Below are 21,700 nucleotides of genomic sequence, written 5' to 3'. Positions count from 1 at the left end.
CGTTTAACAACTCTAATTTTAAAATGAAGAATCCTTCTTTTTCATAAGCAGTGAAAACTGTAACGTTTGGTAAGTTTAATAAGGTATCTAGATGAAAATCCATCGTCCTTTTCGGGTAAAATGTAGTGCTAACTACATTTTACCCCATGATGCCGGAAGACCCAAAAATCGCTGCTTGTTGTTAAAAAGTCGAGAAGATTTGTCCAATGAAGAGAAAATAGAACTTCATCAACTACTAGAAAAGTCAGCGGTTTTAGGAATAGCGTATGAATTAAAAGAAGAGTTTCGCTCAATTTATGAAACTAGTACTACGGTAAATATGGGATTGAGAAAAATGAAAAAATGGTTGAGTTATGCGAAGATTATTTTTGGCTCAGTTGCTCAAACAATTCGCCAACACTTAGAACCTATTTGCAATTATTTTATTAGTCGAACTACCAGTGGAGTCATGGAAGGAATCAACAATAAAATTAAATTGATTTTGCGTCAAAGTTACGGATTTACTAATTTTGATAATCTCCGAGAAAAACTATTAGCTTGTTTATTTGATTAGGAAAACTTATCACCAGATTAACGGGAGAGCCGAAATTTGGAGATGTTTATAGCTTATTTTTTGCACTATTTGATATTTTTTTAAGATTTATTACAATTTTTTTGTCAGTTGATGCCAACCCTGTATTATTTTAACAGAAGTAAAATCAAAATCAAATTTTTACATCTATCCAAGTAAATATCTTTTTTTAAAGAAGCACAATAATTTATTTGCCTCTTAATACTCTATGAAATTTATTCCTCTCGTTCGAGCGAGTGCAATTTTGCCATTCCTCAAATTTCTCAATCGGATTGGAGCGCCCACTGAGCGTTACTTAAAGCAAGCACACTTACCGATTTTTAATCTAGATAATTCGGAGAATTTAATCCCATTGACCCAAAGTCTTACGTTTGGGGAACTGGTTGCGCGAAGGGAAGGAATCGAAAACTTGGGGATTATTGTTGCTCAAAAAAGTCCTCTTTCTGAATTTGGTAATTTTGGTGCATTGGTTTGCCAATCTCTGACACTCTATGAAATGCTATGCAAGATAGTTAAGCTTAGGAGTACGTTGAATTCTGGTGCAAAAGTTTGGCTAACTGAAGATAGTAACTACCTTTCGGTAAATCATCAATTTACTATCCCTCATCATATCCAAGCCGATCAGGGACAAGGTTTCACAATCACAATGTATTTAAACGCCATCCGTTTAGCAGCCGGATCAAATTGGCAACCCGATCGACTCCATTTACAAAACAGCAAAAACAAATCGCTATTAAGTCTAGATTGTTTATCTAATACACAAATTTATTTTAATCAGCCCCACAATGCCATTCGCTTGTCCAAAGATTTATTGAGTAAACCGTTAAATCATTTCAACGCACCTTCCCTCTCTGGCAATACAGAAGAAATGTTGAAGTTAACAGCCCCTAGTGACAATTTTAGTGATTCACTTCGCCAATTGATTTTGCTTCTTTTACCAGAAAGCTATCCTAATATTGCCATTGCAGCAGAAGCTGCAGGGATCAGCATTCGCACTTTTCAACGGCGGTTACAGGAAAACAATCTTAACTATTCACAATTAGTTGAACAAGTCAGATTTGACCAGGCTGTAAATTTGTTGAAAGATTCGAGTAACAAGTTGATTGATATTGCATTTGATTTAGGCTATACCGATGCTGCCAATTTCACGAGGGCATTTAAGCGCTGGACAGGTGTTTCACCTCGTCAGTTTCGTAACTTCCATTTGCAACGTTGAAGAGCCAAATGGCATTGAATGACAAGACAGAGGATAACAAGTTTGTTCCAATATAGTTAAACTGTCTATTCCAAAATAAAAAGAACTGCCATGATCCACATTCCCTTAATTCGGGCGAATGTTATACATGGAGTCATTACTCTTCTTCAGCAGCTAGATGCGCCTACTGAGTCTCTTCTTGCAGAAGCAAAATTACCAGCATCTATACTCCATGACCCAGAGGTATTACTTCCCCTGAAACAGGTTCTGCAATTTATTGAGAATACTGCCCTAAAAGAGGGGATGGAACAGTTTGGGCTGTTGGCTGGACAAAAGGCACAAGTTGCCAATTTAGGTGCATTAGGACGATTACTCAGTCATTCACTGACTCTATACGATGCGGTTGATACCTTAATTCGTTTAGTGCCTAGCTATAATTCTGGCGATCGCATTTGGTTAAATCAACAAGGAGAAAATGTATGGCTATGTCGAAGGTTTATTAATAACTTTGAAACCGATCATCCACAAGCTATTCATTATTCTTTAATGTTACTGATTAATTTGATTCAATTGGCCGCAGGTTTATGTTGGATGCCAACGGAAATTCATCTGACAACTCCTCATTCATGGAGTTTAGTTGAAATGGAATTATTCTCAAATACAAAGATTCTATTTAATCAAGATGAAACTGCGATCATTGTGCCAAAGAATCTGCTGAATTTACCATTACACAACTTTGACGAGTATGACGAACAACAACGGAATCAAGATTATGAAATTTTATATTCATCTACTCGATCGACAAATTTCGCTACACTTATCAGACAAATTATTGGCATTGAATTAAAACAAGGGTATCCTAAAATTCAATCTACCGCAGAAATTCTAGGAATCAGTGTTCGTAGTTTTCAACGACAATTAAATAAATGTAATTTAACTTATTCCCATTTAGTAGAACAAGTTCGTTTTGAGCTTGCAACCCAACTTCTGCGCGACCCAACAAATAAGGTGACTGATATTGCTGCCGAAATTGGTTACAAAGATGTTGGTAACTTTACACGAGCATTCAAACGCTGGGCAGGAGTTTCACCTAGAGCTTACTTAGGGCTTGCTGAAAAAGGGTGAAAAGGCGACAGGGTAAGGATACTCCAGTGCTGAAACCTGATAATGATGAAAGAGATTAATGTAAATTGGTATACCCTTCTAAAACGCGATTGGCATGAAATGACAAGATTATTATACTCTTCGGATTGATAATTTGGAGGAGTTGTTAATGCCAACCCCTATAAAGCCATTCATTTTATATTTTTATTAGGATTCAAACTATGAGCAATAAAATCGATCAATTTTGTGAATTTCTGCGTCAGCAATTGAAACTAAGTTGGAGCATACAAAAGCCGATCTGGAAACGCTTCCCCAAGAAGCTCAAAATCTCATTCAGTCGAAGTTAGAAACTGCCAAAGCTCAGGTTGCAGAAAATCAACAAAAAGCAGAAGAAGTTAAAGCTAATGTGCAGCAATAGCTAGATCCAAAAAGTCGGAAATTCAGTCACAAGTAGAGGAATGGAAAGCCCAACGCGAAGTCGAGAAACTAGTATCTCGTGCCGATCGCGCAGAAGAATACGCAGCTAGCGCCATCATTTTTGCCGCCGCAGCAGTGCAAGAAGCCCAAATTGCAGTATTGGAAGCGATACGTGCTAACGCACACGCTACGTGAACGCAGCCCGCATAGCTGCTAAAGATACAGTCTCAGATACTTAGCATCTACCATTTCTGTTTTTGAGTGCCATTTAGAAAGTCAAACTAGGAGATGCCAAATGTTATCAAACGACAAGGTTCAACGCCAAATTTTGCCGATTCCTGACCAAACTCATTTTGGCTTAACCACCTACGATGCCAAGAACCCCGACACGCACTATCCCCCAATTCGAGATTTGCGTCCGCCAGCAGGTTCGCCCAACGTCTTGATCGTCCTGCTCGATGATGTAGGGTTTGGAGCTTCCAGTGCCTTTGGTGGGCCTTGCAACACGCCCACCTTTGAAAAGCTGGCAGCACAAGGGCTGAAATACACCCGCTTTCACACCACTGCTCTGTGTGCTCCTACCAGACAAGCCTTACTAACCGGACGCAACCACCACTCAGTCGGCATGGGCAACATCACCGAAACCGCTACTGCTGCCCCCGGTCAATGTTCCGTGCGTCCCAACACTAAAGCGCCCCTGGCATTGACTCTAAAGCTGAATGGCTACTCAACATCCATGTTCGGTAAGTGCCATGAAGTCCCCGTGTGGCAAACTTCACCGATGGGACCGTTTGATGCTTGGCCCACAGGCGGTGGTGGGTTTGAATATTTCTATGGTTTTATTGGTGGTGAGAACAATCAATGGGACCCGGCTCTATACGAAGGGACAATTCCGATCGAACCCCCAGCAACCCCCGAAGAAGGCTACCACCTAACCGAAGACTTGGCAGATAAAGCGATCTCTTGGGTGAGTCAGCAGAAAGCCCTGATGCCCGATAAGCCTTTCTTCATGTACTTTGCCCCAGGTGCCACCCATGCCCCCCACCATGTACCGAAGGAGTGGATCGAAAAGTATAAAGGTAAATTTGCTCACGGTTGGGACAAACAGCGAGAGATCACCTTTGCCAAACAGAAAGAATTAGGAGTGATTAGCCCAGAGGCAGAACTAACACCACGTCATGCCGAAATTCCTGCCTGGGATGACATGGACTCCCAACTCAAGCCCGTGCTGGAACGGGAAATGGAAGTATATGCAGCGTTCATGGAACACACCGACTATCACATTGGACGAGTCATCAAAGCTTTAGAAGATCTAGAGATTCTGGACGATACGCTGGTTTATGTCATCGTCGGTGACAATGGTGCATCTGCTGAAGGCACCCTCCAAGGCGCATTCAACGAAATGGCGAATTTCAACGGCATGGCATCGTTGGAAACGCCTGAGTTTATGTTGTCGAAATTAGATGACTTTGGCTCGCCCGACTCCTACAACCACTATGCTGTCGGTTGGGCTTGGGCGATGGACACCCCTTACCAATGGACAAAGCAGGTTGCCTCCCATTGGGGTGGTACCCGAAATGGTACGATCGTCCGCTATCCCAAAGGAATTCAGGAAAAGGGCGGCATCCGTAACCAGTTCACCCATGTAATTGATATCGCACCAACGGTTCTGGAGATCGCGGGTATCCCTGAGCCAACAATGGTCAACGGTGTGCTGCAAAGCCCCTACGAAGGCACCAGCATGGCGTACAGCTTCAACGATGCCAGTGCTCCCGAACAGCATGATGTGCAGTACTTCGAGATGTTTGGCAACCGAGGCATCTACTACAAAGGCTGGAGTGCCATCACCAAGCATCGTACTCCTTGGGTGATGGTGGGGCAGAAGATGGTACCCTTCGATGAAGATGTTTGGGAACTGTACGACGGCAGCAAAGATTGGTCGCAAGCTCACGACCTCTCGAAGCAAATGCCGGAGAAATTGCGCGAATTACAACGTCAGTTTTTGATTGAGGCAGTGAAGTATAATGTTTTGCCTTTAGACGATCGGCAAACCGAGCGGATCGATCCAACTACAGCTGGAAGACCCTCACTGGTTCACGGTAACTCGCAAATCTTCTTCGCTGGTATGGGACGCTTATCGGAAAACAGCGTCATCAACATCAAAAACAAATCCTTCTCCATTACCGCTGAAATCGAGGTGAAAGACAAACCCGCCAACGGCGTAATCGTTGCTCAGGGTGGCAGGTTCGGCGGCTGGAGTGTTTACGCTAAGGACGGTAAGCTCAAGTTTACCTACAACGTCTTGGGTATTAAAGAGTTTCCTACCGAAGCCACATCTTCCATCCCCCAAGGAAAACACCAAGTACGCATGGAGTTTGCCTACGATGGCGGTGGTTTAGGCAAGGGCGGCAATGTCAGCCTGTACTATGACGGTCAATCAGTGGGCAACGGGCGAGTCGAGGCAACCCAAGCCATGATTTTCTCAGCAGACGAGACGACTGATATTGGCTACGAATCAGGTACTACCGTCAGCCCCGATTACACTGTCCATAGCAGCAAGTTCACAGGCAAAATTCACTGGGTACAGCTTGATGTAGGTAAGGATGACCACGATCACTTCATTGACCCAGAAGAGCGACTCAGAGTAGCGATGGCGCGGCAATAGGGAGATGGGGAGAGTTTTTAGTGCTAGATCTCTCCTCATTTCTCCATCTTCCCTGTTTTAGACAAATAGCTGTATTCCTACTAAATCTAATGATGAACAATCAAACCTTGAACCAGACAGATGCTTACGAAATTGGCATTGAAGCCTATCATTACTTCTACTCGCTGATCTCAATGGAAGTGACCCGACGAGTTACGACCAACTATGCACCCGATACGAAGCCGGGTATGGGGCCGATGAATGCCTTTCATCACCTGCGGACGTTTCCACCTGCTGATTTTCGGGAAGTTGTGCGACCGAATTTCGATACGCTCTATTCCTCAGCATGGCTCGATTTGACGCAGGAACCGATGATTGTGTCTGCACCGGACACGAACGATCGCTATTATCTGCTGCCCATGATGGATATGTGGTCTGATGTGTTCGCAGTACCGGGCAAACGTACCAGTGGCACAAGTGCAGCCCATTTTGGCGTGTTCCTGAAAGGATGGAACGGTACTCTGCCCGATGGGGTGCAACCGATCGAGTCGCCTACCCCATACGTCTGGATTATTGGTCGTACCCAAACTAATGGGCCAAAGGATTATCCAGCAGTTCATCAAGTCCAAGATGGCTATCGGATCGCACCCCTATCTCGGTGGGGGCAGGCTTATGAACCAGAAACAGCGGCAATTGACCCCACAGTGGATATGAAAACACCGCCCCTCAACCAGGTGAATAGTATGACCGCTGCCCAGTACTTTAGTTACGGGGCAGAATTGATGAAGCTTAACCCGCCCCATATCACCGATTGGTCTACCATCGCCCGTCTGGAACGGATTGGCATTATACCAGGCAATAGTTTTGACTTTGATGGAGCTGCACCTGCGGTGAAAGCAGGACTAGAACAGGCTGTAGTGGATGGACTCAAACTGATGTACGCTAAGTTACCGACCTTGGCGCAAGTAGTCAACGGCTGGCAGATGAATATCGACACGATGGGTGTCTATGGCAACTATTACCTAAAGCGAGCAATTGTAGCTATGGTTGGTCTTGGTGCTAACCAACCCCAGGACGCGATTTACCCATTAAATCTGGTCGATGCCAACGGACAACCAATGGAGGGTGGAAACCAATATGTGCTTCACTTCAGTCCAACAGAACTTCCCCCAGTAGAAGCGTTTTGGTCGCTTACCATGTACGACGCGGAGGGCTTCCAGGTAGCTAACCCGCTCGATCGCTTTGCCATTGGCGATCGCGACCCATTAACCTATAACAGCGATGGTTCCCTAGATATTTACTTCCAGCACGAATCGCCCGGTGTCGATAAAGAATCAAACTGGCTACCGTCTCCCGCTCAAGGAAAATTAGGCTTAACTATGCGGCTGTACGCGCCTAAAGCCCAGGTGCTTGATGGTCGCTGGGTACCGCCAGCAGTCAAGCGATTGTAGATTTTTGATTTACGGCACTTCACTTGGAGAACACACCTTGTCAAATAGACTTTAATGGTATAAAAATAAGTGAAATGTTGCAGAGAGTTGAGATTGATACATCTGATTAGAGAATCACTGGAGTTGTACTTTGATAAAGGTAAGTAATTCACCATGAAAACCATCAGGTTACAGCGGAATTTTTCAAAAGCTCGGATGTCAGGTGTTAACCCTACGAATTTTAAATTTTGGTTTTTGGATCGATCTTTATTGATGGAGTGCATTATGAAACCTTATGACTTGTTCGTTTCTACCTTTGTAATCGGTTGTATATCTTTAACTTTGGTTAATCAGAATGCTCGTGCTGTTGCAATTGATAATAACCGATCGCTACAACAGTCAGAACCGATGCCGCAGTTGCTTGCACAAACAACTCAAGCCACATCTCAGGATCAAATCCTTAACACTATTAATTCGCTGACTCCCACTCAACAACAGCAAATTACTTCGATTTTTCAGAGTTCTCAACCAGCGATCGATCAAAAAACAGATCAATTACAAACAGCATTAACAGCGTTGATGCAGTCGCTCACACCGACTACCCCGGCATCAACCATTAGCGCCGCTCATCAGAAAGTTATTTCTATTGCTCAACAACGCAATCAACTTTACTTCAACCGTTTGCTCAAGATTCGGGAGGTATTAACCGTTCAACAACGCAGCCAATTAAACCAGGCAGTTCGGGCATTGAATAGCTACAGCCAGCCAGATTCAGATCAGATTGATGTGCTGGTTTCTACGGCAACATCACTAACGCCAGCCCAAACACAGCAGATTACACAAATTGTCAACAACGATCAACCTGCGATCGATCGGAAAACCCAGCAATTACAAGCGGCACTGCAATCTTTCGATCGATCCCTGCAACCTAATACTCCAGCATCCGCTATTAGCACTGCCCACAGTCAAGTCATTGACACTGCCATTCAACGCAACAAACTTTATTTCGATCGTCTGCTGAAGATTCGAGAAGTGTTGACAGTGGAGCAACGTACCCAGATAAATCAGGCGATCAACGCTTTGGCTTCTCTGTAAGGTTGCTCTCACCGCTAACGCGGAGTTTTAAGTTATGAGTTTTAAGTTTTTAATTGAACTCAAAACTCAAAACTTTGGAGCATCAGCACATCTAATGAGAAAATCTCTGGACTTGAACTTTGACTCAGTAACCGACAAGTCTACAAACAATTTAGCTTAATCAATGCGACAACTGAAATTTCTTGTATTGACAGGGCTTCTCTCTGTCGCCACAGGGTTTATGGCATCAGCAAGTTCACAAATCCCGACAATTCCATACAAAATCGTCTGGCACGGGCCGAAAAATACAGCCCTAGTTGGTGCTTACTCGGTTTTTGAGCAGGACGGTTTGACTGTATCCAAAGCCTTTAAGGATCAATTTCCTAAAGAAATAGAGCTTTCTGTTTCACCAACTGCAACCGTAACTGCAAGTGGTTCCAGTCCCGTAGACACTCATATTAGAGTCCGTATTTATCAAAACGGTAAGGTCTGTAATGAAGCCGTAACCTACGGCAAAGGGTCTTACGCAACCGTATTCTGTTCACCACAGTAACTTTGAGTTGATCGGCACTTGAGATGAAGAAACTTATATTTTTCAATACAAATACTGCAATACTTGGGGTATTCCTGCTCCAAGCTTATTTGCTTCCGCTTAATATATTCTGGACTGCGAAGGCTGCGAATGCTCAGACGACTCCGCCTCAACCGAGTGCGGCACCACCGAGTAACAGCGCACCTCCTGTAGAAGTTCGTCTGGGACTTGAACCAAAAGCAATGGCTATCCTGAAAGCGGCGAGCGATCGTTTAGCTGCCGCTCAGACAATGACCTTCACTGCCATTAGTACTTACGAAAGTCCAAGTCGCCTCGGTCCTCCCCTGATTTACACAACCATTTCGGAAGTCGCCTTACAACGCCCGAACAAACTAAAGGTGATTTCTCCCGGTGATGGGCCTCCTGCTGAGTTCTATTACGACGGCAAAGCAATGATGGCTTACCTTCCCACCGAGAACTTGGTTGCTGTAACAGATGCGCCACCAACGATCGATGCCGCATTACAAGCTGCTTATGAGGTAGCTGCCATCTATTTCCCATTTACTGATGTGCTGGTGTCAGACCCTTACAAGGATATTTCCGACGGTCTGACGTTAGCTTTTTATATTGGACAGTCTAAGGTGATTGACGGCACAACCACCGACATAATTGCGATCGCCAATAACAAAGTATTTGCCCAAATCTGGATTGGTGCCAACGATAAACTGCCTCGGATGATCCGTGCTGTATATGCTGACGATCCATCCAGATTACGCCATCAAGTGACATTTTCAAACTGGAAATTGGATGGATCGATCGCCACAGATACCTTTGCCTCATCTCGTGCCAGCAGTGCAAACCGTATCCCCTTCAAGCGTCCAGATCCACCCACTCCGCCGACTTCCCAACCTCCAGCACAAGCCGAACCGCCAAAATCCAATCCATAAATGTAAGACAGATCCCCCAACCCCCTTCCCAAAGCAGGGCTAATTCATTTTCAACGGAGAAATTGATTTGTGAAGGAGAGATAATGCAAACAACGGAAAAATCATCTTTCCCCTTGTCCCCTTGTCCCCCCATCCGGTTAATTTTATTTGATGACCATGAATTAGCCCTGCCTTCCCAAAGGGGCTTAGAAGGTTCCCCCCTTATTAAGGGGGGCTAGGGGGGATCTAAGTTTCAAGTAGAAAGTCCGTAAGTCCTGAAATGTTAAATACTCCATGACTTTGAGGTACACAGATCATGAAAAAAGTTGCTGTTAGCCTTGCAGGTCTTCTGATAACGGTGTTTTGCTCCAATCCCGCTCTCGCCTATTTCCACGGTGGTGGCGGTCACTGGAGTGGTGGTGGGTGGAGGGGTACTGCCTCCGGTGGAGACGGTCACTGGAGCGCCAGTGGCTATCGTGGGGGGTCTGCCTCCGGTGGCGATGGTTCTTGGAGTGCGACTGGTTTTCGTGGTAGTACCGCCTCTGGTGGAGACGGTCACTGGAGTGCTAATGGCTATCGTGGTGGGTCTGCCTCCGGTGGTGATGGTTCTTGGAGCGGGACTGGCTATCGGGGTGGCACCGCCTCCGGTGGTGATGGTTACTGGCACGCCACTACTCCATACGGAACAACAGCCTACGGTGGTTATAACCGCTACTACGGTGGTGCCTACTACGGGTCATATCATCCGCCTACGGTGGTGAATAGCTATTCAAATGGTTGTTACAACTGCGGTGGTTGGTACACAGCCGGGGCAGCTGTAGCGGGTGCGGCAGTCGGAGCAACTTTAGGTGCAGCAGCTGCTAGTACTAACAGTGCCAATGCTTACTCCGCAGGTTATGTAGCAGGTGCTAATGCAGCTACTAACTATGCGATCGGGGCAATTTACCCGACTGTACCTAGTGGTGCAGTTGTGAAAACAGTCAGTGGCACAACCTACTATGTCTACAATGGCAACTGGTTCAGTCCTGCCTACGGTGCAAATGGCGTTTACTACCGGGTGGTGCCTGCTCCCTGAGATAGGTATGTAGGGGGGCAGAAGGGCAGGGGAGCAGGGGAGCAGGGGAGAGGATTCGCGCAATTTTGAGGAGAAAGATAATGAATCGCACCACAGGTAATCAGTTATGGAAATGTTGGAAGTTGGTGAGGCAGAGATCGTGGCTAATCACTTTAGTTGCGATCGCATCAGCGTGTGGGCTAGCACATAATGGCATCGGACTCAAATTGATTGTCAATCTGCTTGGAGATCCGGTTGTTGCCCAACCTAACATCCAGCAAACTCCCGTTAATTCTCCTACCAAATCGCTCACTCTTTCTCAACTGCAAAATGCGACTTACCAGGTTCCCCTATTAGGAAATGTGACTCTTGTCAATGGCACCTATCAGTCACAAACCCAACCAAATGTTGTTGTGACAATGAGTAAAAAATTTGCGATCGGTAATCTTAATCAAGACGGGACTACAGACGCGGTTACAGTTTTGCGAGTTACAGAGTCAGGGCGTAAACCTACTTTTTACCTGGCGGCGATCGTGAGCCAAAATGGTCAACCTAATAATGTGGATACCCTTTCTCTAGGACAGGGTTTTGGGGTGAAATCCTTATCATTGAAAGGTCAACAAATCACCGTCAAACTGTTGAAATATCGCCCAAACGATGCTCCCTGTTGTCCCTCTGATGAAGTTAGTCAGAGCTATTGGTTTAACACAAGCTCTGGTGAACTTATAGCAACGTCATTTAACATTCAAAACCCCAATCCTGATGAACTCTCAGTCAGAGATGTTGGAATTAATACTCAGATCAACCAGATCAACGATTTAACAAATTCCCCAGGTGCTAATGCTGTTGAGATTCAATTTTGATCATGTCTAGTCCTGTTCAAAAAGAAGGCGGGAAATTGATTTCCGCTCTTACTAATCCGTAAAAATATTAATAATTTAGTGGGAGAGTGAACGATGTTTTTTAAGTATTTGCAAACTGGGTTAGTTTTGTCTAGTTTAGCTTTTCCGGGGTTAGTTCAAGTTCCCGGATCGGCCCAACCGTTGGTAGGATTGTCTCCGTTAAATGCTCACAGGATTGTGGCTCAAACCTCAACTGCTAATTATCCAGTTATTAATAGTTTTGATTGGAGAAGCTTTGAGTCAGACAAAATACCCTGGTCGCAACCAGTTACAGTAAATGACCCTTTTGATGGCAACTACCTAGCAGTTTTTGATAGGAATTACAAAGACTTGGCAGTTGGTGGCAGAGCTTCTATTGTTAGTGAGTGGAGCCGCCAATTTATCAAAGTTTATGGGTTTATCGGGGTACAAAATTGTGTGGGGTTTTTAATTTGTGGGGCTAGTTTAGCAGATGCCCCTGCGCTTTATTTGGAAATTAAAGTGGGAGGTCAAGTGTTTCGGGTGCAACCAAATGGGACTGGCACCTTCCCCGTGTCTAATCAACTGGCGATCGCGCTAGCAAATGCCCCCGCAGGTGATGCAATGATTCGAGTCACCTTAGAGGGAGTTAATCAACCGATTACATCTGCGATCGGTGCGGGTACAGTCAGGTCATGGAAAGTGGTCTATGCAGGGCGTTAGCGCAATGTTTTTAGGATTATGTACTCTGGAGCCTGAAACCTAGATCCGAACTAGCCCCCCTTAATAAGGGGGGAACTTAACATAGCTTCTGTCATGGTAAAACCCTTATATTTCCCAAGATTCAAATTTAAGTACTTGGCGATCGGCTTGATGACCTGTGTGTGGCTGCTGTTTAGTCCAATGACAATTGCTCATACAGAAGAATTGGAAGGCGCACTGCGATGGAAACCCTTTGGGTTGGTAGGAGATGTTGCTTATGCCCCTGTGCGGCTGGATGGATATAATGTTTTTTCGATCGCCGCAGAGCGCAAAAAAGATAAAGACGATCAATGGGGGTTAGGTACTCTGGAGATTCGACGCAATCGGATCGAAAACCGTTTAAACTCCCAAGTGCAATACCTGATCGAAAATCATGTCGATCTAAACTCGTTACAAGTATTTACCACGCAGTTAAATAAACAAATGGCAGTCCAAGTAGCATTGAACGGCGAAGCCACCAAACCTATTATCACCGTCACTGCCCTGGATGCGGAAATTTATGGGTTAACGGAATCCGAAGTAGCCCAGGAGTATGCCGAACAAATTCGACAAGCACTCCTACGGGCAGTAGAGGAACGAACACCCGATGCTTGGCGATCGCAAATTCAATTAGCTGGAATAATCGGTGCGATCGCCATTTTGTCGATCGCGCTCTTGTTTTGGTGCCAACATCAGATTGGCAAAGTTCGTCGGCGATTACGTCAGGAGTTTAATAATTATCAAGAGTCGCTCATCGAACAACAGACAGCGGTTGGCATGAATGGAGATCCGTCTCAGGATGTCGCCAAACAACAACAAAACCTTTTGGATCTCAAACGTCAGATTGATCGCAAGACCTGGCAGAAACGGATCTTGCAACTGTTGCTGTTGGGGGTGGGGGTGATTGGTCTATCCTGGATTCTGCAATGCTTTCCCCAAACGCGATGGCTGGGAGTTCTACTATTCAGACAACCGATCGGATTGTTACTAATTGGACTGACGATCGCCATTGTAATTAACTGGAGCCACCTGCTAATTGATTGGTTATTAACCAAATGGGTGGGAACAGAAGATCGGTTGCCGATCGCTCAAATTGAGCGTCGCCGCAGACGATTGCTCACCCTTTCTCCCGCCTGGAAGAGCATCGCTACTATGCTTCTGTTTAGTGTAGGTCTAGTTCTCGCCTACACTTTGTTCTCACTCTCAACCGGATTAACCCTATTTACAGAAATTGGGGTTCTGGGACTTGCTGCTTCTCTGGCTTTACAGTCATCGATCAAAGATGCCCTGACTGGTTGGATGTTGCTGGCAAAGGATGCCTTCACAGTGGGAGATAGTATAACTATTAAAGATGCCACTGGGGTGGTAGAAGAGATGGGTTTGTTCTTGACCCAAATTCGGAGTTCTCCCGGAGAACTGATTACCATTCGCAATGGTGAAATCACTCAGATTACCAACAGTTCCAAAGACTGGTCGCGGATGGATTTTACCGTTTTGGTTGATTACGATAGCGATATTAAACAAGCTATGACTCTGATGAGGGAAGTCTTTGAGACAATGCAAACCGATTCAGTTTGGGGTGTGCAATTGCTCGGTGAGCCCGATCTTTTGGGGGTGGAACAGTTTGACCAGCATGGTATTTTGCTGAGAATTCGCACTCAAACCCAGCCTGGTCAACAGTTTAGTGTAACTCGTGAATTCCGACTCCGGTTGAACCAAGCTTTTAAAGAGGCAGGGATTAAACTTCCGATTCCTCAACAGGAAGTTCGGTATCGAGAGAGCCACTAAGTAGAAGAATTTTCCCAATTGTGATTAATTTGCAAAGCTTTATTACAGGTGGAAATTGCAAAGATAATGAAACTTTATTACATTCCTACGACAAGAGCCGTCAGACCTCGGTGGTGTTTGGAAGAGATGGCAATCCCTTATGAATTAGTACAACTGACGGTGGCTATGATGAAAGAGCCAGAATACCGAAAACTTCACCCGCATGGGAAAGTACCCGTCTTAATTGATGGAGATGTTACCATCTTTGAGTCAGCGGCGATTTGTGCTTACCTCGCTGACCAATATCTAGAAAAGGGATTAGCACCAGCACTTTCAATACCAGCACGAGGCTATTACTACCAGTGGCTCTTTTATGCAGTAACGACGCTCGAACCCCCTGTGGAAAAATTCATGTTTAATGTTATGCCTCATTTGCCAGAGAATTTATTACCCAAGAAAGTAACCCAAGAATGCTCAGCGCCGGAAGCCCAACAATGGTTCGATCGGGTTTCCCAACCACTCACAGAGGCAGTAAAAAATCAAGATTACTTGGTGGAAAACCAATTTACTGTAGCTGATATTATCGCAGGTGGAGTTCTCGTCTGGGCTTTAAAATTGGGAATGCTAAAAAATCAGCCAATCTTAACTGCTTACACTGAAAAGTTGATGGCTCGTCCTGCCTTCAGGCAAGCTGACGAAAACTTTCATGCCCAGGTAGATTCTTGAGAGTATCTACCAATCAAAAATTTATTCAGGAATGACAATGCTTACCTTTCCCAAGAACGCACCTCCTGCTTTTCATCTGCTAGCAAAACCCACTGGAGCAATTTGTAACCTGGATTGTCAGTATTGCTTTTTCTTGGCGAAAGAGCAGCTTTATCCTGGTAGCAAGTTCCGCATGAGTGATGACTTGCTGGAAATTTACATTCAACAACTTTTAGCATCGCATCAAACCCCAGAGGTGACGATCGCATGGCAAGGCGGCGAACCTACGTTGATGGGGTTGGAGTTCTTCGCTCGATCGCTAAAACTAGTACAAAAATACAAAAAAGCAGGACAAAAGGTAAGCCACACCTTACAAACTAACGGTACTCGATTAGATGATGACTGGGGACGATTTTTTAAACTACATAATTTTTTGATTGGTTTAAGTGTAGATGGGCCGAAAAATTTGCACGATACTTATCGAGTTGATAAGCGGGGGCGGGGAACTTATGAGCAGGTAATTCAAGGTTGGCGAATTCTCAAAAAACATCAAGTCGATTTCAATATACTTTGTACAGTTAATGCGGCAAATGGCGATCGACCTTTAGAAGTTTATCGTTTTTTTCGAGACGAGTTAGGGGCTGAGTTTATCCAATTTATTCCGATTATTGAACGAGTTAATGAGGATGGTTCAACGCTGATTCAATCAGGTAATCAGGTGACAGAGCGATCGATCAAACCAGAGCAATTTGGACAGTTTTTGATCGGGGTGTTTGATGAATGGGTGCGGCGAGATGTGGGCAAAGTTTTTGTGCAACATTTTGATGCAGCATTAGCTAATTGGGTTGGTGTGCCTCCATCTGTTTGTATTTTCTCTAAAACCTGTGGTAATGCTTTAGCCTTAGAACATAATGGCGACCTCTACTCCTGCGATCATTTTGTCGAACCTGATTACAAGCTGGGTAATATTCAGGAAACACCAATGATTGAATTGATTGCATCTGAAAAACAGCGACAATTTGGACAGGCGAAATTAAATACTTTGCCGCAGTATTGTCGCCAATGCGAAGTGCGCTTTGCTTGCAATGGTGGTTGTCCTAAAAATCGATTTATTAAAACACCAGATGGAGAATCTGGGTTAAACTATTTATGTGCTGGATATAAAGCTTTTTTTACTCATATCGATCGACCAATGCGAATGATGGCAGATTTGTTACGTCGCGGTCACTATGCTGATGAAATAATGCAATTGTTGGCTCAAGAACAAATCGCACAAAAAAAACGAAAGTCTAAAAAATCAGTTGGTTTTGGTAATGTTTCGCCTAAAGTCATCGATACATAAGGAGCAATAATTCAATGGCGAAATTATCCCTAGCTTCTGGTACTCATCAAACCTCGCCAGGTTGATTACAACAGTTACTTCCCATAACTGTATTAAGAAATGACTCAAAAATCTTATGGAATATTTGGAACATAGTTTAAGCTTTTGGGCACAAGTATTGAAGCTAATCCTGGAAGGAATTTCATTGTTGTGTATTCTACTAGGTCTGCTAACAACAGGACAGTTCATCTTTAGCCAAAATCGTCGATCGCGAATATCTCTTTCCTCTTTAGCAAATATTCGCCTAAATTTTGGTCGTTGGCTTTCTATTGCTCTGGAATTTCAATTGGGGGCAGATATCGTTAATACAACTGTGGCACCCTCGTTTGAGGCTCTAGGAAAATTAGGCTTGATCGCCGTGATTCGGACATTTCTTAACTACTTCTTAACAAAGGAACTTGCTGAAGAAATCAAGGCAAATCAATCTCTTTCCGAACTCCCAATCAATGTAAAAGAAAGTTAGGCGGATTAATATGCAACCACCCGAATTTCCAGAAAAACAACCCTATAACCTCAACAACGAATTAGCCAAAGAACGGACTCATGCAGCTGCCGATCGCACCTTGATGGCATGGATTCGTACCAGCCTTTCTTTAATTGGTTTTGGTTTTGGAATTCCGACAATTGTGAGAGCGATCGATGCCACTCGGATTGGCAAAAATATCAATCCCCACCATTTTTCTAATGTAATAGGGCTATCTTTCATCAGCATTGGTATGTATGCCATGTTTACTGCCTTAAAGGAACACCGCAGGTTATTAAAGTTGATCCAGAGCGATCGCTATGTCTATGAAAGCTCAAACACCGCTGAAAGAGTTGGTTTTGCACTAATACTAGTTGGAATAATCAGTTTTGTAGGAGTATTACTCAAAGCCATCAATCTTTAATATATTGGCATGAAATGACAAGAATACCATCTGAAAGATTCCGTATTATTGCCAATAATTCTTTAATTTAGTAAAAAAAAATAATTAATCAGAGTTGTATGAAACAGATATGATCATGTTAAAAAACATGTCAATTGCTGCTCTGGGATTGCTGATAGCCTTTTCTTTTCCCCAGAATGCCAAAGCTGAAACCATATTTGAGAAAGTCTCCCGAACGGGAGTTCTGACCTTTGGTACAAGAACAGACATCATCCCATACTCTTATGTCGATGATAAACAGGAGCTTACTGGTTACTCGGTAGATATAATTGAGCTGATCCGGCAGGAACTCCAGCGTAAGCTCAACCGCCCGATCACCGTTGAGTTTAAAGTCATCAAAAATCCCGACGAATTGATGGAGAAAGTCTTTAAGGGAGAAATTGATATTGCCTGTAACACCCAATTTACCTGGCAAAGGGAAGATTTCGTTGACTTCTCTATCCCTTACAGCTTATCCGGCATTCGATTACTCACCACAAAAAACAGTACCTTAACGGGAACATCAGAGTCTTTATCAGGCAAACGGGTGGGGGTTATACCCAATTCTATGGGCGAAGTTGTGATGAAAGCGATCCAACCTAAAGCGATTCTGGTGCCCTTAAAAGAGGCAGAGGAAGGTTTTGCCGCACTTAAAGAAGGCAAACTCGATGCGATCGCAGGTGATAGCATTGTCCTCGCCGGAACTATCTTAAAATCCAATCCTGATTCCTACGCAATGGTTCCTGTGCAACCAATAGCTCGCTATGGAGTTGGTTGTATCGTGCCACAAAATAATTCAATGCTCATGAATTCAGTTAACCGTGCGATCGCCAAGCTAATGCAAGGCTACCTGCTCGGCGATAAAAAATACGTAGACATAGTGAATCGATGGGTGGGAACAAATGGGGTAGTGGAGATTCCCCAAGAGCTAATCAGAGCTTATTTCCAAACGATTGTCTCGACTCATGAGCAGATTCCACTGACGGATACTTCTCAGAGATAAGGACGATAAAAATCGGACTTTTAAGCAACATTGACCAAAAGTGCCAGAGATCATCATTCATCAAGCAGTTTAGAGTTTCATTTGTATTGCAAGAGGAAGAGACTTGAATATCACAACACGCACAGGCTTAGTTGGCTTTTTCTTAGCCTTATCAGCCCTGCAAATCCCTGGAGCAATGGCTAGCACCAGTCAAACTGATTCCACAATTGATAACACTCAACAGATTGAAAGCCGTTTAGCCCGGATCACAGCAGCGATTCGGCAAAGAGAACCCCTGATTTCCAACGAGACACCCATACCGATCGAAGTGCTGATTGCCGGAGGATGGAAAAACGGAGGTGGAGGTGGTTTTGCTAATCGTAGGGGAGGTGGTGGTTTTGCAAATGGAGGCGGGGGTGGTTTTGTGAATGCACGCCCTTGGGTCAACGGTGGTTGGGTCAATGGGGGTGGTTTTTATAACTATTACTGATGGAGTGGAGTGGTGTTGCAGGAGGAGGGTGCGGTTGTACGTGGCATATTTATTTGAGATTTAATAAACATCGATTATGACGATTAGTAATGCAGAGCCTTTTATAAAGGCAAAAAACGAATTGGAATCTGGGGCAAAGGTTAACGATTTTTCTGCCTTTGGGCCGATCAATTTGATCGTGCTCCAACCAACCTCCTTCTGCAATTTGGACTGTGATTATTGTTATTTGCCTGATCGCCAAGTTAAGCAGCAGCTATCTTTGAATTTAGTTGAGCCTATTTTCAAAACCATTTTTACCAGCCAATTTTTTTGCCAAGATGCCACTGTTTGTTGGCACGCTGGTGAACCCCTTGCGGTGCCAATTTCGTTTTACGAAGCTGTTTTTCAACAGATTGATGCAGCCGATCGACAATACAATATAACACCCTATAAAATCAGACAATCAATTCAAACAAACGCCACACTAATTAATCAAGCTTGGTGCGATCTGTTTAAGCAATACAATGTTCATGTTGGAGTGAGTATTGATGGGCCAGCTTTTCTCCACGATGCTCATCGCAAAACCCGCAAAGGACTGGGAACTCATGCTGCGACAATGCGTGGGATCTCTTATTTGCAAAAAAACAATTTTGAATGTAGTGCGATCGCAGTTCTTACCGAAGATTCTTTAGAGTATCCTGATGAAATCTTCCACTTTTTCAAAGACAACGGCATTACTGATGTCGGATTTAATATGGAAGAAACTGAAGGAAAACATCAGTCTTCTTTGGATCACAAAGGGATTGAAGATCGATATCGGGCTTTTATTCAAAGGTTTTGGGAATTAGTCACCCAAAGTAATGGAGAATTCAAACTACGAGAATTTGAAACTATTTGTAGTTTGATTTATAGAGATTCGCGGTTGCAAAATACCGACATGAACAAACCCTTTGTGATTGTCAATATTGACTCCAAAGGTAACTTTGCTACCTTTGATCCAGAACTTTTGTCGGTGCAGACCGATCGCTACGGCAAATTTATCTTAGGAAATGTTCTCGAAGATACCTTTGAATCAGTCTGTTCCAGCGAAAAGTTTCAACAAATGTACGGAGATATGTCCGCAGGGGTAGCGCTATGTCACCAGAACTGTCCGTATTTTGGACTATGTGGTGGTGGAGCTGGAAGCAACAAATATTGGGAGAATGGCACTTTCAACTCTTCAGAAACAAAAGCTTGTCGCTATCGGATCAAGGCGATCGCAGATGTTGTCTTGGAAGGCTTAGAAAGTTCAATGGGATTTTAATGCCCAATATCCAGTAGCAACTGGCATGAAATGACAAGAATCGCATTCAAAGCTTCCGTATAATTACGGTTGCTTCCGAATTTGGAAGTGTTTCTTATTCTCAAGAAACGAGTTTATCAGCGTGAAAATGAGCGAGAAATTGCATTTTCACTTAATTTTTAATTTTCTAAAAAAACTCCGAATAAGAAGCAGCTAAGAAAGCCTAAATCAATTGTGCTAAAAGGAAATGAATATGAAAATTAAAACTAAATTTCAATTGTTGTCGATTAAAGAAGACCGATCGCACAAGCCTAACAGCAAGCTACTGAAACTGAGTTTTTTATCCACTCTATCTCTGATTCTGATCACAGGTTTATGCACAACTCCGAGCTTTGCATCTTCAACTGAGTCGGGAAATCCAGAAACAGATATTGAGGCAATTACAAACACACCTACCTTTGTGCCGACAGATCTGGCAAATCCAGAATTATGGGATTCTATAGTTATCAATCCAGCACCTACATCTGCTGACGATCGACCAAGTACTACAGCAGCAGATTTGCCGATCGTTGAACGCACCAAGAATGGAATCACTAGTTCCGATCCAACCATCTCGGCTTCTAGTATAAAGCAGACGGAAACTCCGACCGAAGCACCCAAACCTATAGAATCAGTCACCACTAGCCAACCTGCAAATAGCTGGCATTTTCTGATTCAACCTTATCTCTACTTGCCGATCAGTGCTTATGGTGATGCTACGGTACGTGGATTCAGGGCAGATTTTGCTAAGGATGCCAGTGAAATTTTCTCTACTGCTAAAGATGTGTTTGAGTTTGGAATATTAGGACGAGCAGAAGCTTGGACACCTAATTACCGTTGGGGTTTTTTGCTCAATGGTGAATATTTAGCAGTTGGAAACAGCAATAGCTTCACCCGCCCCAATCCTAATCGGTTTTTAAATTTGGCACTCGATCGCATAGAGCGACGAATTCAAGCACGGGCCGATGCAGTTCTAGGTTCCCAGATTGCCGATTACCTCCGGGGTCGCCTGGATGGTAGAGTTCGACAACAACTTGAAGCACGTTTGGGGGCTCGTTTACAAGATATTATTCCCTCACAATTTCGGTCTAAGTTAGACGCAGAAGCTTGGACAGTTGATTTGGCAGTTGCCTACCGCTTCTTTAATCACTCCCAAGTTAACCCCAAAGGAGCTAGTAGCGAATTTGACTTAGGCCCATTCCTGGTCGATCTAATAGGTGGTATGCGGATTGGTGGAGTCAACGGAGATTTAGAAATAGACACCAACTTGGGTGGAGGGGGTAGCTATAACCGCAGTATCACTCTGGTAAAACCTTTACTGGGAGCCAGATTTCGGTATAATTTTTCACCCTCTTTAGCAGGAGTTGTGGCAGGTACGGTCGCGGGATTTAATATAAGTGGTTTAGGGCTAAATTGGGAAGCTCTAGCAGGTTTGGATTGGAAGTTTTCCGGCAATACTTCCGTAGGAGTTGGCTATCGTTTTGCCTACATTGGCTACAACACTGGTAGCGGTAGCGATGAGTTTGGCATCAATCTTTACAGCAATGGGCCTTACCTCTCATTAACTTTCCGTTTTTAAACTTTTCTCCGACCCTCGATCCACGAATTATAACGAGCATGAA

21 protein-coding genes are annotated in these 21,700 nt (G+C 44.0%); all 21 read left to right on the top strand.

The genetic code is table 11. From position 1 onward, the window contains the following. Positions 1-91: 91 nt before the first annotated feature. The 21 genes from IQ264_RS03600 (at position 92) to IQ264_RS03500 (ending at position 21,657) form a co-directional block, all read left to right on the top strand. The gene (locus IQ264_RS03600; RefSeq protein ID WP_193978680.1) at positions 92-553 is read left to right on the top strand and encodes a transposase; all 462 of its coding nucleotides are present in this window, start codon (positions 92-94) and stop codon (positions 551-553) included. Positions 554-779: 226 nt separating this feature from the next. Beyond that, the gene (locus IQ264_RS03595) at positions 780-1,787 is read left to right on the top strand and encodes an AraC family transcriptional regulator (protein WP_193978677.1); all 1,008 of its coding nucleotides are present in this window, start codon (positions 780-782) and stop codon (positions 1,785-1,787) included. Positions 1,788-1,877: 90 nt separating this feature from the next. Continuing rightward, the gene (locus IQ264_RS03590; protein ID WP_193978675.1) at positions 1,878-2,891 is read left to right on the top strand and encodes an AraC family transcriptional regulator; all 1,014 of its coding nucleotides are present in this window, start codon (positions 1,878-1,880) and stop codon (positions 2,889-2,891) included. A 256-nt stretch (positions 2,892-3,147) separates the two neighbouring features. Continuing rightward, on the top strand, positions 3,148-3,288 hold the full coding sequence (locus IQ264_RS03585) for a hypothetical protein (RefSeq protein WP_193978673.1): 141 nt from the start codon (positions 3,148-3,150) through the stop codon (positions 3,286-3,288). 294 nt (positions 3,289-3,582) lie between these two features. Next, on the top strand, positions 3,583-5,952 hold the full coding sequence (locus IQ264_RS03580; protein WP_193978671.1) for an arylsulfatase: 2,370 nt from the start codon (positions 3,583-3,585) through the stop codon (positions 5,950-5,952). Positions 5,953-6,179: 227 nt separating this feature from the next. After that, the gene (locus IQ264_RS03575; protein ID WP_228061259.1) at positions 6,180-7,382 is read left to right on the top strand and encodes a DUF1254 domain-containing protein; all 1,203 of its coding nucleotides are present in this window, start codon (positions 6,180-6,182) and stop codon (positions 7,380-7,382) included. 264 nt (positions 7,383-7,646) lie between these two features. Further along, positions 7,647-8,456: a Spy/CpxP family protein refolding chaperone gene (locus IQ264_RS03570; RefSeq protein ID WP_193978669.1), complete on the top strand. Its 810-nt coding sequence runs from the start codon at positions 7,647-7,649 to the stop codon at positions 8,454-8,456. A 163-nt stretch (positions 8,457-8,619) separates the two neighbouring features. Next, positions 8,620-8,988 carry a hypothetical protein gene (locus tag IQ264_RS03565; protein ID WP_193978667.1) on the top strand — a complete coding sequence of 123 codons (369 nt, stop codon included), beginning with the start codon at positions 8,620-8,622 and terminating at the stop codon, positions 8,986-8,988. A 23-nt stretch (positions 8,989-9,011) separates the two neighbouring features. Continuing rightward, on the top strand, positions 9,012-9,914 hold the full coding sequence (locus IQ264_RS03560; protein WP_193978665.1) for a DUF2092 domain-containing protein: 903 nt from the start codon (positions 9,012-9,014) through the stop codon (positions 9,912-9,914). 295 nt (positions 9,915-10,209) lie between these two features. Next, complete coding sequence (locus tag IQ264_RS03555; protein ID WP_193978663.1) at positions 10,210-10,968, top strand: RNA-binding protein; 759 nt, start codon at positions 10,210-10,212, stop codon at positions 10,966-10,968. 80 nt (positions 10,969-11,048) lie between these two features. After that, a complete protein-coding gene (locus IQ264_RS03550; protein ID WP_193978661.1) occupies positions 11,049-11,810 on the top strand; it encodes a hypothetical protein in 762 nt (253 codons plus the stop codon). Positions 11,811-11,903: 93 nt separating this feature from the next. Then, entirely contained in the window at positions 11,904-12,530 is a 627-nt protein-coding gene (locus IQ264_RS03545) for a hypothetical protein (protein ID WP_193978659.1), read from the top strand. Between the two features lie 93 nt (positions 12,531-12,623). After that, a complete protein-coding gene (locus IQ264_RS03540; RefSeq protein ID WP_193978657.1) occupies positions 12,624-14,336 on the top strand; it encodes a mechanosensitive ion channel family protein in 1,713 nt (570 codons plus the stop codon). Positions 14,337-14,402: 66 nt separating this feature from the next. Further along, on the top strand, positions 14,403-15,041 hold the full coding sequence (locus IQ264_RS03535; RefSeq protein WP_193978655.1) for a glutathione S-transferase family protein: 639 nt from the start codon (positions 14,403-14,405) through the stop codon (positions 15,039-15,041). Between the two features lie 31 nt (positions 15,042-15,072). Next, positions 15,073-16,362: an anaerobic sulfatase maturase gene (locus tag IQ264_RS03530; RefSeq protein WP_228061258.1), complete on the top strand. Its 1,290-nt coding sequence runs from the start codon at positions 15,073-15,075 to the stop codon at positions 16,360-16,362. Between the two features lie 115 nt (positions 16,363-16,477). Next, positions 16,478-16,864: a DUF1622 domain-containing protein gene (locus IQ264_RS03525; protein ID WP_193978653.1), complete on the top strand. Its 387-nt coding sequence runs from the start codon at positions 16,478-16,480 to the stop codon at positions 16,862-16,864. A gap of 10 nt (positions 16,865-16,874) precedes the next feature. After that, positions 16,875-17,288 (top strand): YidH family protein, encoded by a 414-nt coding sequence (locus IQ264_RS03520; RefSeq protein WP_193978651.1) that lies wholly within the window; start codon positions 16,875-16,877, stop codon positions 17,286-17,288. Between the two features lie 94 nt (positions 17,289-17,382). After that, a complete protein-coding gene (gene grrP / locus IQ264_RS03515; protein ID WP_228061257.1) occupies positions 17,383-18,309 on the top strand; it encodes an extracellular substrate binding-like orphan protein GrrP in 927 nt (308 codons plus the stop codon). A gap of 103 nt (positions 18,310-18,412) precedes the next feature. After that, positions 18,413-18,778 (top strand): GrrA/OscA1 family cyclophane-containing rSAM-modified RiPP, encoded by a 366-nt coding sequence (grrA, locus tag IQ264_RS03510; protein WP_193978649.1) that lies wholly within the window; start codon positions 18,413-18,415, stop codon positions 18,776-18,778. Between the two features lie 76 nt (positions 18,779-18,854). Beyond that, a complete protein-coding gene (gene grrM / locus IQ264_RS03505) occupies positions 18,855-20,060 on the top strand; it encodes a cyclophane-forming radical SAM/SPASM peptide maturase GrrM/OscB (protein ID WP_193978647.1) in 1,206 nt (401 codons plus the stop codon). A gap of 232 nt (positions 20,061-20,292) precedes the next feature. Next, the gene (locus IQ264_RS03500; RefSeq protein WP_193978645.1) at positions 20,293-21,657 is read left to right on the top strand and encodes an outer membrane protein; all 1,365 of its coding nucleotides are present in this window, start codon (positions 20,293-20,295) and stop codon (positions 21,655-21,657) included. The last annotated feature ends 43 nt before the right edge of the window (positions 21,658-21,700 follow it).

Origin of the sequence: [Phormidium] sp. LEGE 05292 (genome assembly GCF_015207735.1) — a bacterium.
Classification (GTDB): domain Bacteria; phylum Cyanobacteriota; class Cyanobacteriia; order Cyanobacteriales; family Aerosakkonemataceae; genus Floridanema.
This window is presented reverse-complemented; position numbering and strand designations above follow the sequence as displayed.

What these genes read in the sequence shown, in the direction of transcription:
- IQ264_RS03550 (WP_193978661.1), top strand. Translation starts at nt 11,049, where the DNA reads ATGAATCGCACCACAGGTAATCAGTTATGGAAATGTTGGAAGTTGGTG.
- IQ264_RS03535 (WP_193978655.1), top strand. Translation starts at nt 14,403, where the DNA reads ATGAAACTTTATTACATTCCTACGACAAGAGCCGTCAGACCTCGGTGG.
- IQ264_RS03520 (WP_193978651.1), top strand. Translation starts at nt 16,875, where the DNA reads ATGCAACCACCCGAATTTCCAGAAAAACAACCCTATAACCTCAACAAC.
- IQ264_RS03560 (WP_193978665.1), top strand. Translation starts at nt 9,012, where the DNA reads ATGAAGAAACTTATATTTTTCAATACAAATACTGCAATACTTGGGGTA.
- grrM (WP_193978647.1), top strand. Translation starts at nt 18,855, where the DNA reads ATGACGATTAGTAATGCAGAGCCTTTTATAAAGGCAAAAAACGAATTG.
- IQ264_RS03540 (WP_193978657.1), top strand. Translation starts at nt 12,624, where the DNA reads ATGGTAAAACCCTTATATTTCCCAAGATTCAAATTTAAGTACTTGGCG.
- IQ264_RS03575 (WP_228061259.1), top strand. Translation starts at nt 6,180, where the DNA reads ATGGGGCCGATGAATGCCTTTCATCACCTGCGGACGTTTCCACCTGCT.
- IQ264_RS03555 (WP_193978663.1), top strand. Translation starts at nt 10,210, where the DNA reads ATGAAAAAAGTTGCTGTTAGCCTTGCAGGTCTTCTGATAACGGTGTTT.
- IQ264_RS03595 (WP_193978677.1), top strand. Translation starts at nt 780, where the DNA reads ATGAAATTTATTCCTCTCGTTCGAGCGAGTGCAATTTTGCCATTCCTC.
- IQ264_RS03565 (WP_193978667.1), top strand. Translation starts at nt 8,620, where the DNA reads ATGCGACAACTGAAATTTCTTGTATTGACAGGGCTTCTCTCTGTCGCC.
- IQ264_RS03525 (WP_193978653.1), top strand. Translation starts at nt 16,478, where the DNA reads ATGGAATATTTGGAACATAGTTTAAGCTTTTGGGCACAAGTATTGAAG.
- IQ264_RS03530 (WP_228061258.1), top strand. Translation starts at nt 15,073, where the DNA reads ATGACAATGCTTACCTTTCCCAAGAACGCACCTCCTGCTTTTCATCTG.
- IQ264_RS03600 (WP_193978680.1), top strand. Translation starts at nt 92, where the DNA reads ATGAAAATCCATCGTCCTTTTCGGGTAAAATGTAGTGCTAACTACATT.
- IQ264_RS03570 (WP_193978669.1), top strand. Translation starts at nt 7,647, where the DNA reads ATGAAACCTTATGACTTGTTCGTTTCTACCTTTGTAATCGGTTGTATA.
- IQ264_RS03500 (WP_193978645.1), top strand. Translation starts at nt 20,293, where the DNA reads ATGAAAATTAAAACTAAATTTCAATTGTTGTCGATTAAAGAAGACCGA.
- IQ264_RS03545 (WP_193978659.1), top strand. Translation starts at nt 11,904, where the DNA reads ATGTTTTTTAAGTATTTGCAAACTGGGTTAGTTTTGTCTAGTTTAGCT.
- IQ264_RS03580 (WP_193978671.1), top strand. Translation starts at nt 3,583, where the DNA reads ATGTTATCAAACGACAAGGTTCAACGCCAAATTTTGCCGATTCCTGAC.
- IQ264_RS03590 (WP_193978675.1), top strand. Translation starts at nt 1,878, where the DNA reads ATGATCCACATTCCCTTAATTCGGGCGAATGTTATACATGGAGTCATT.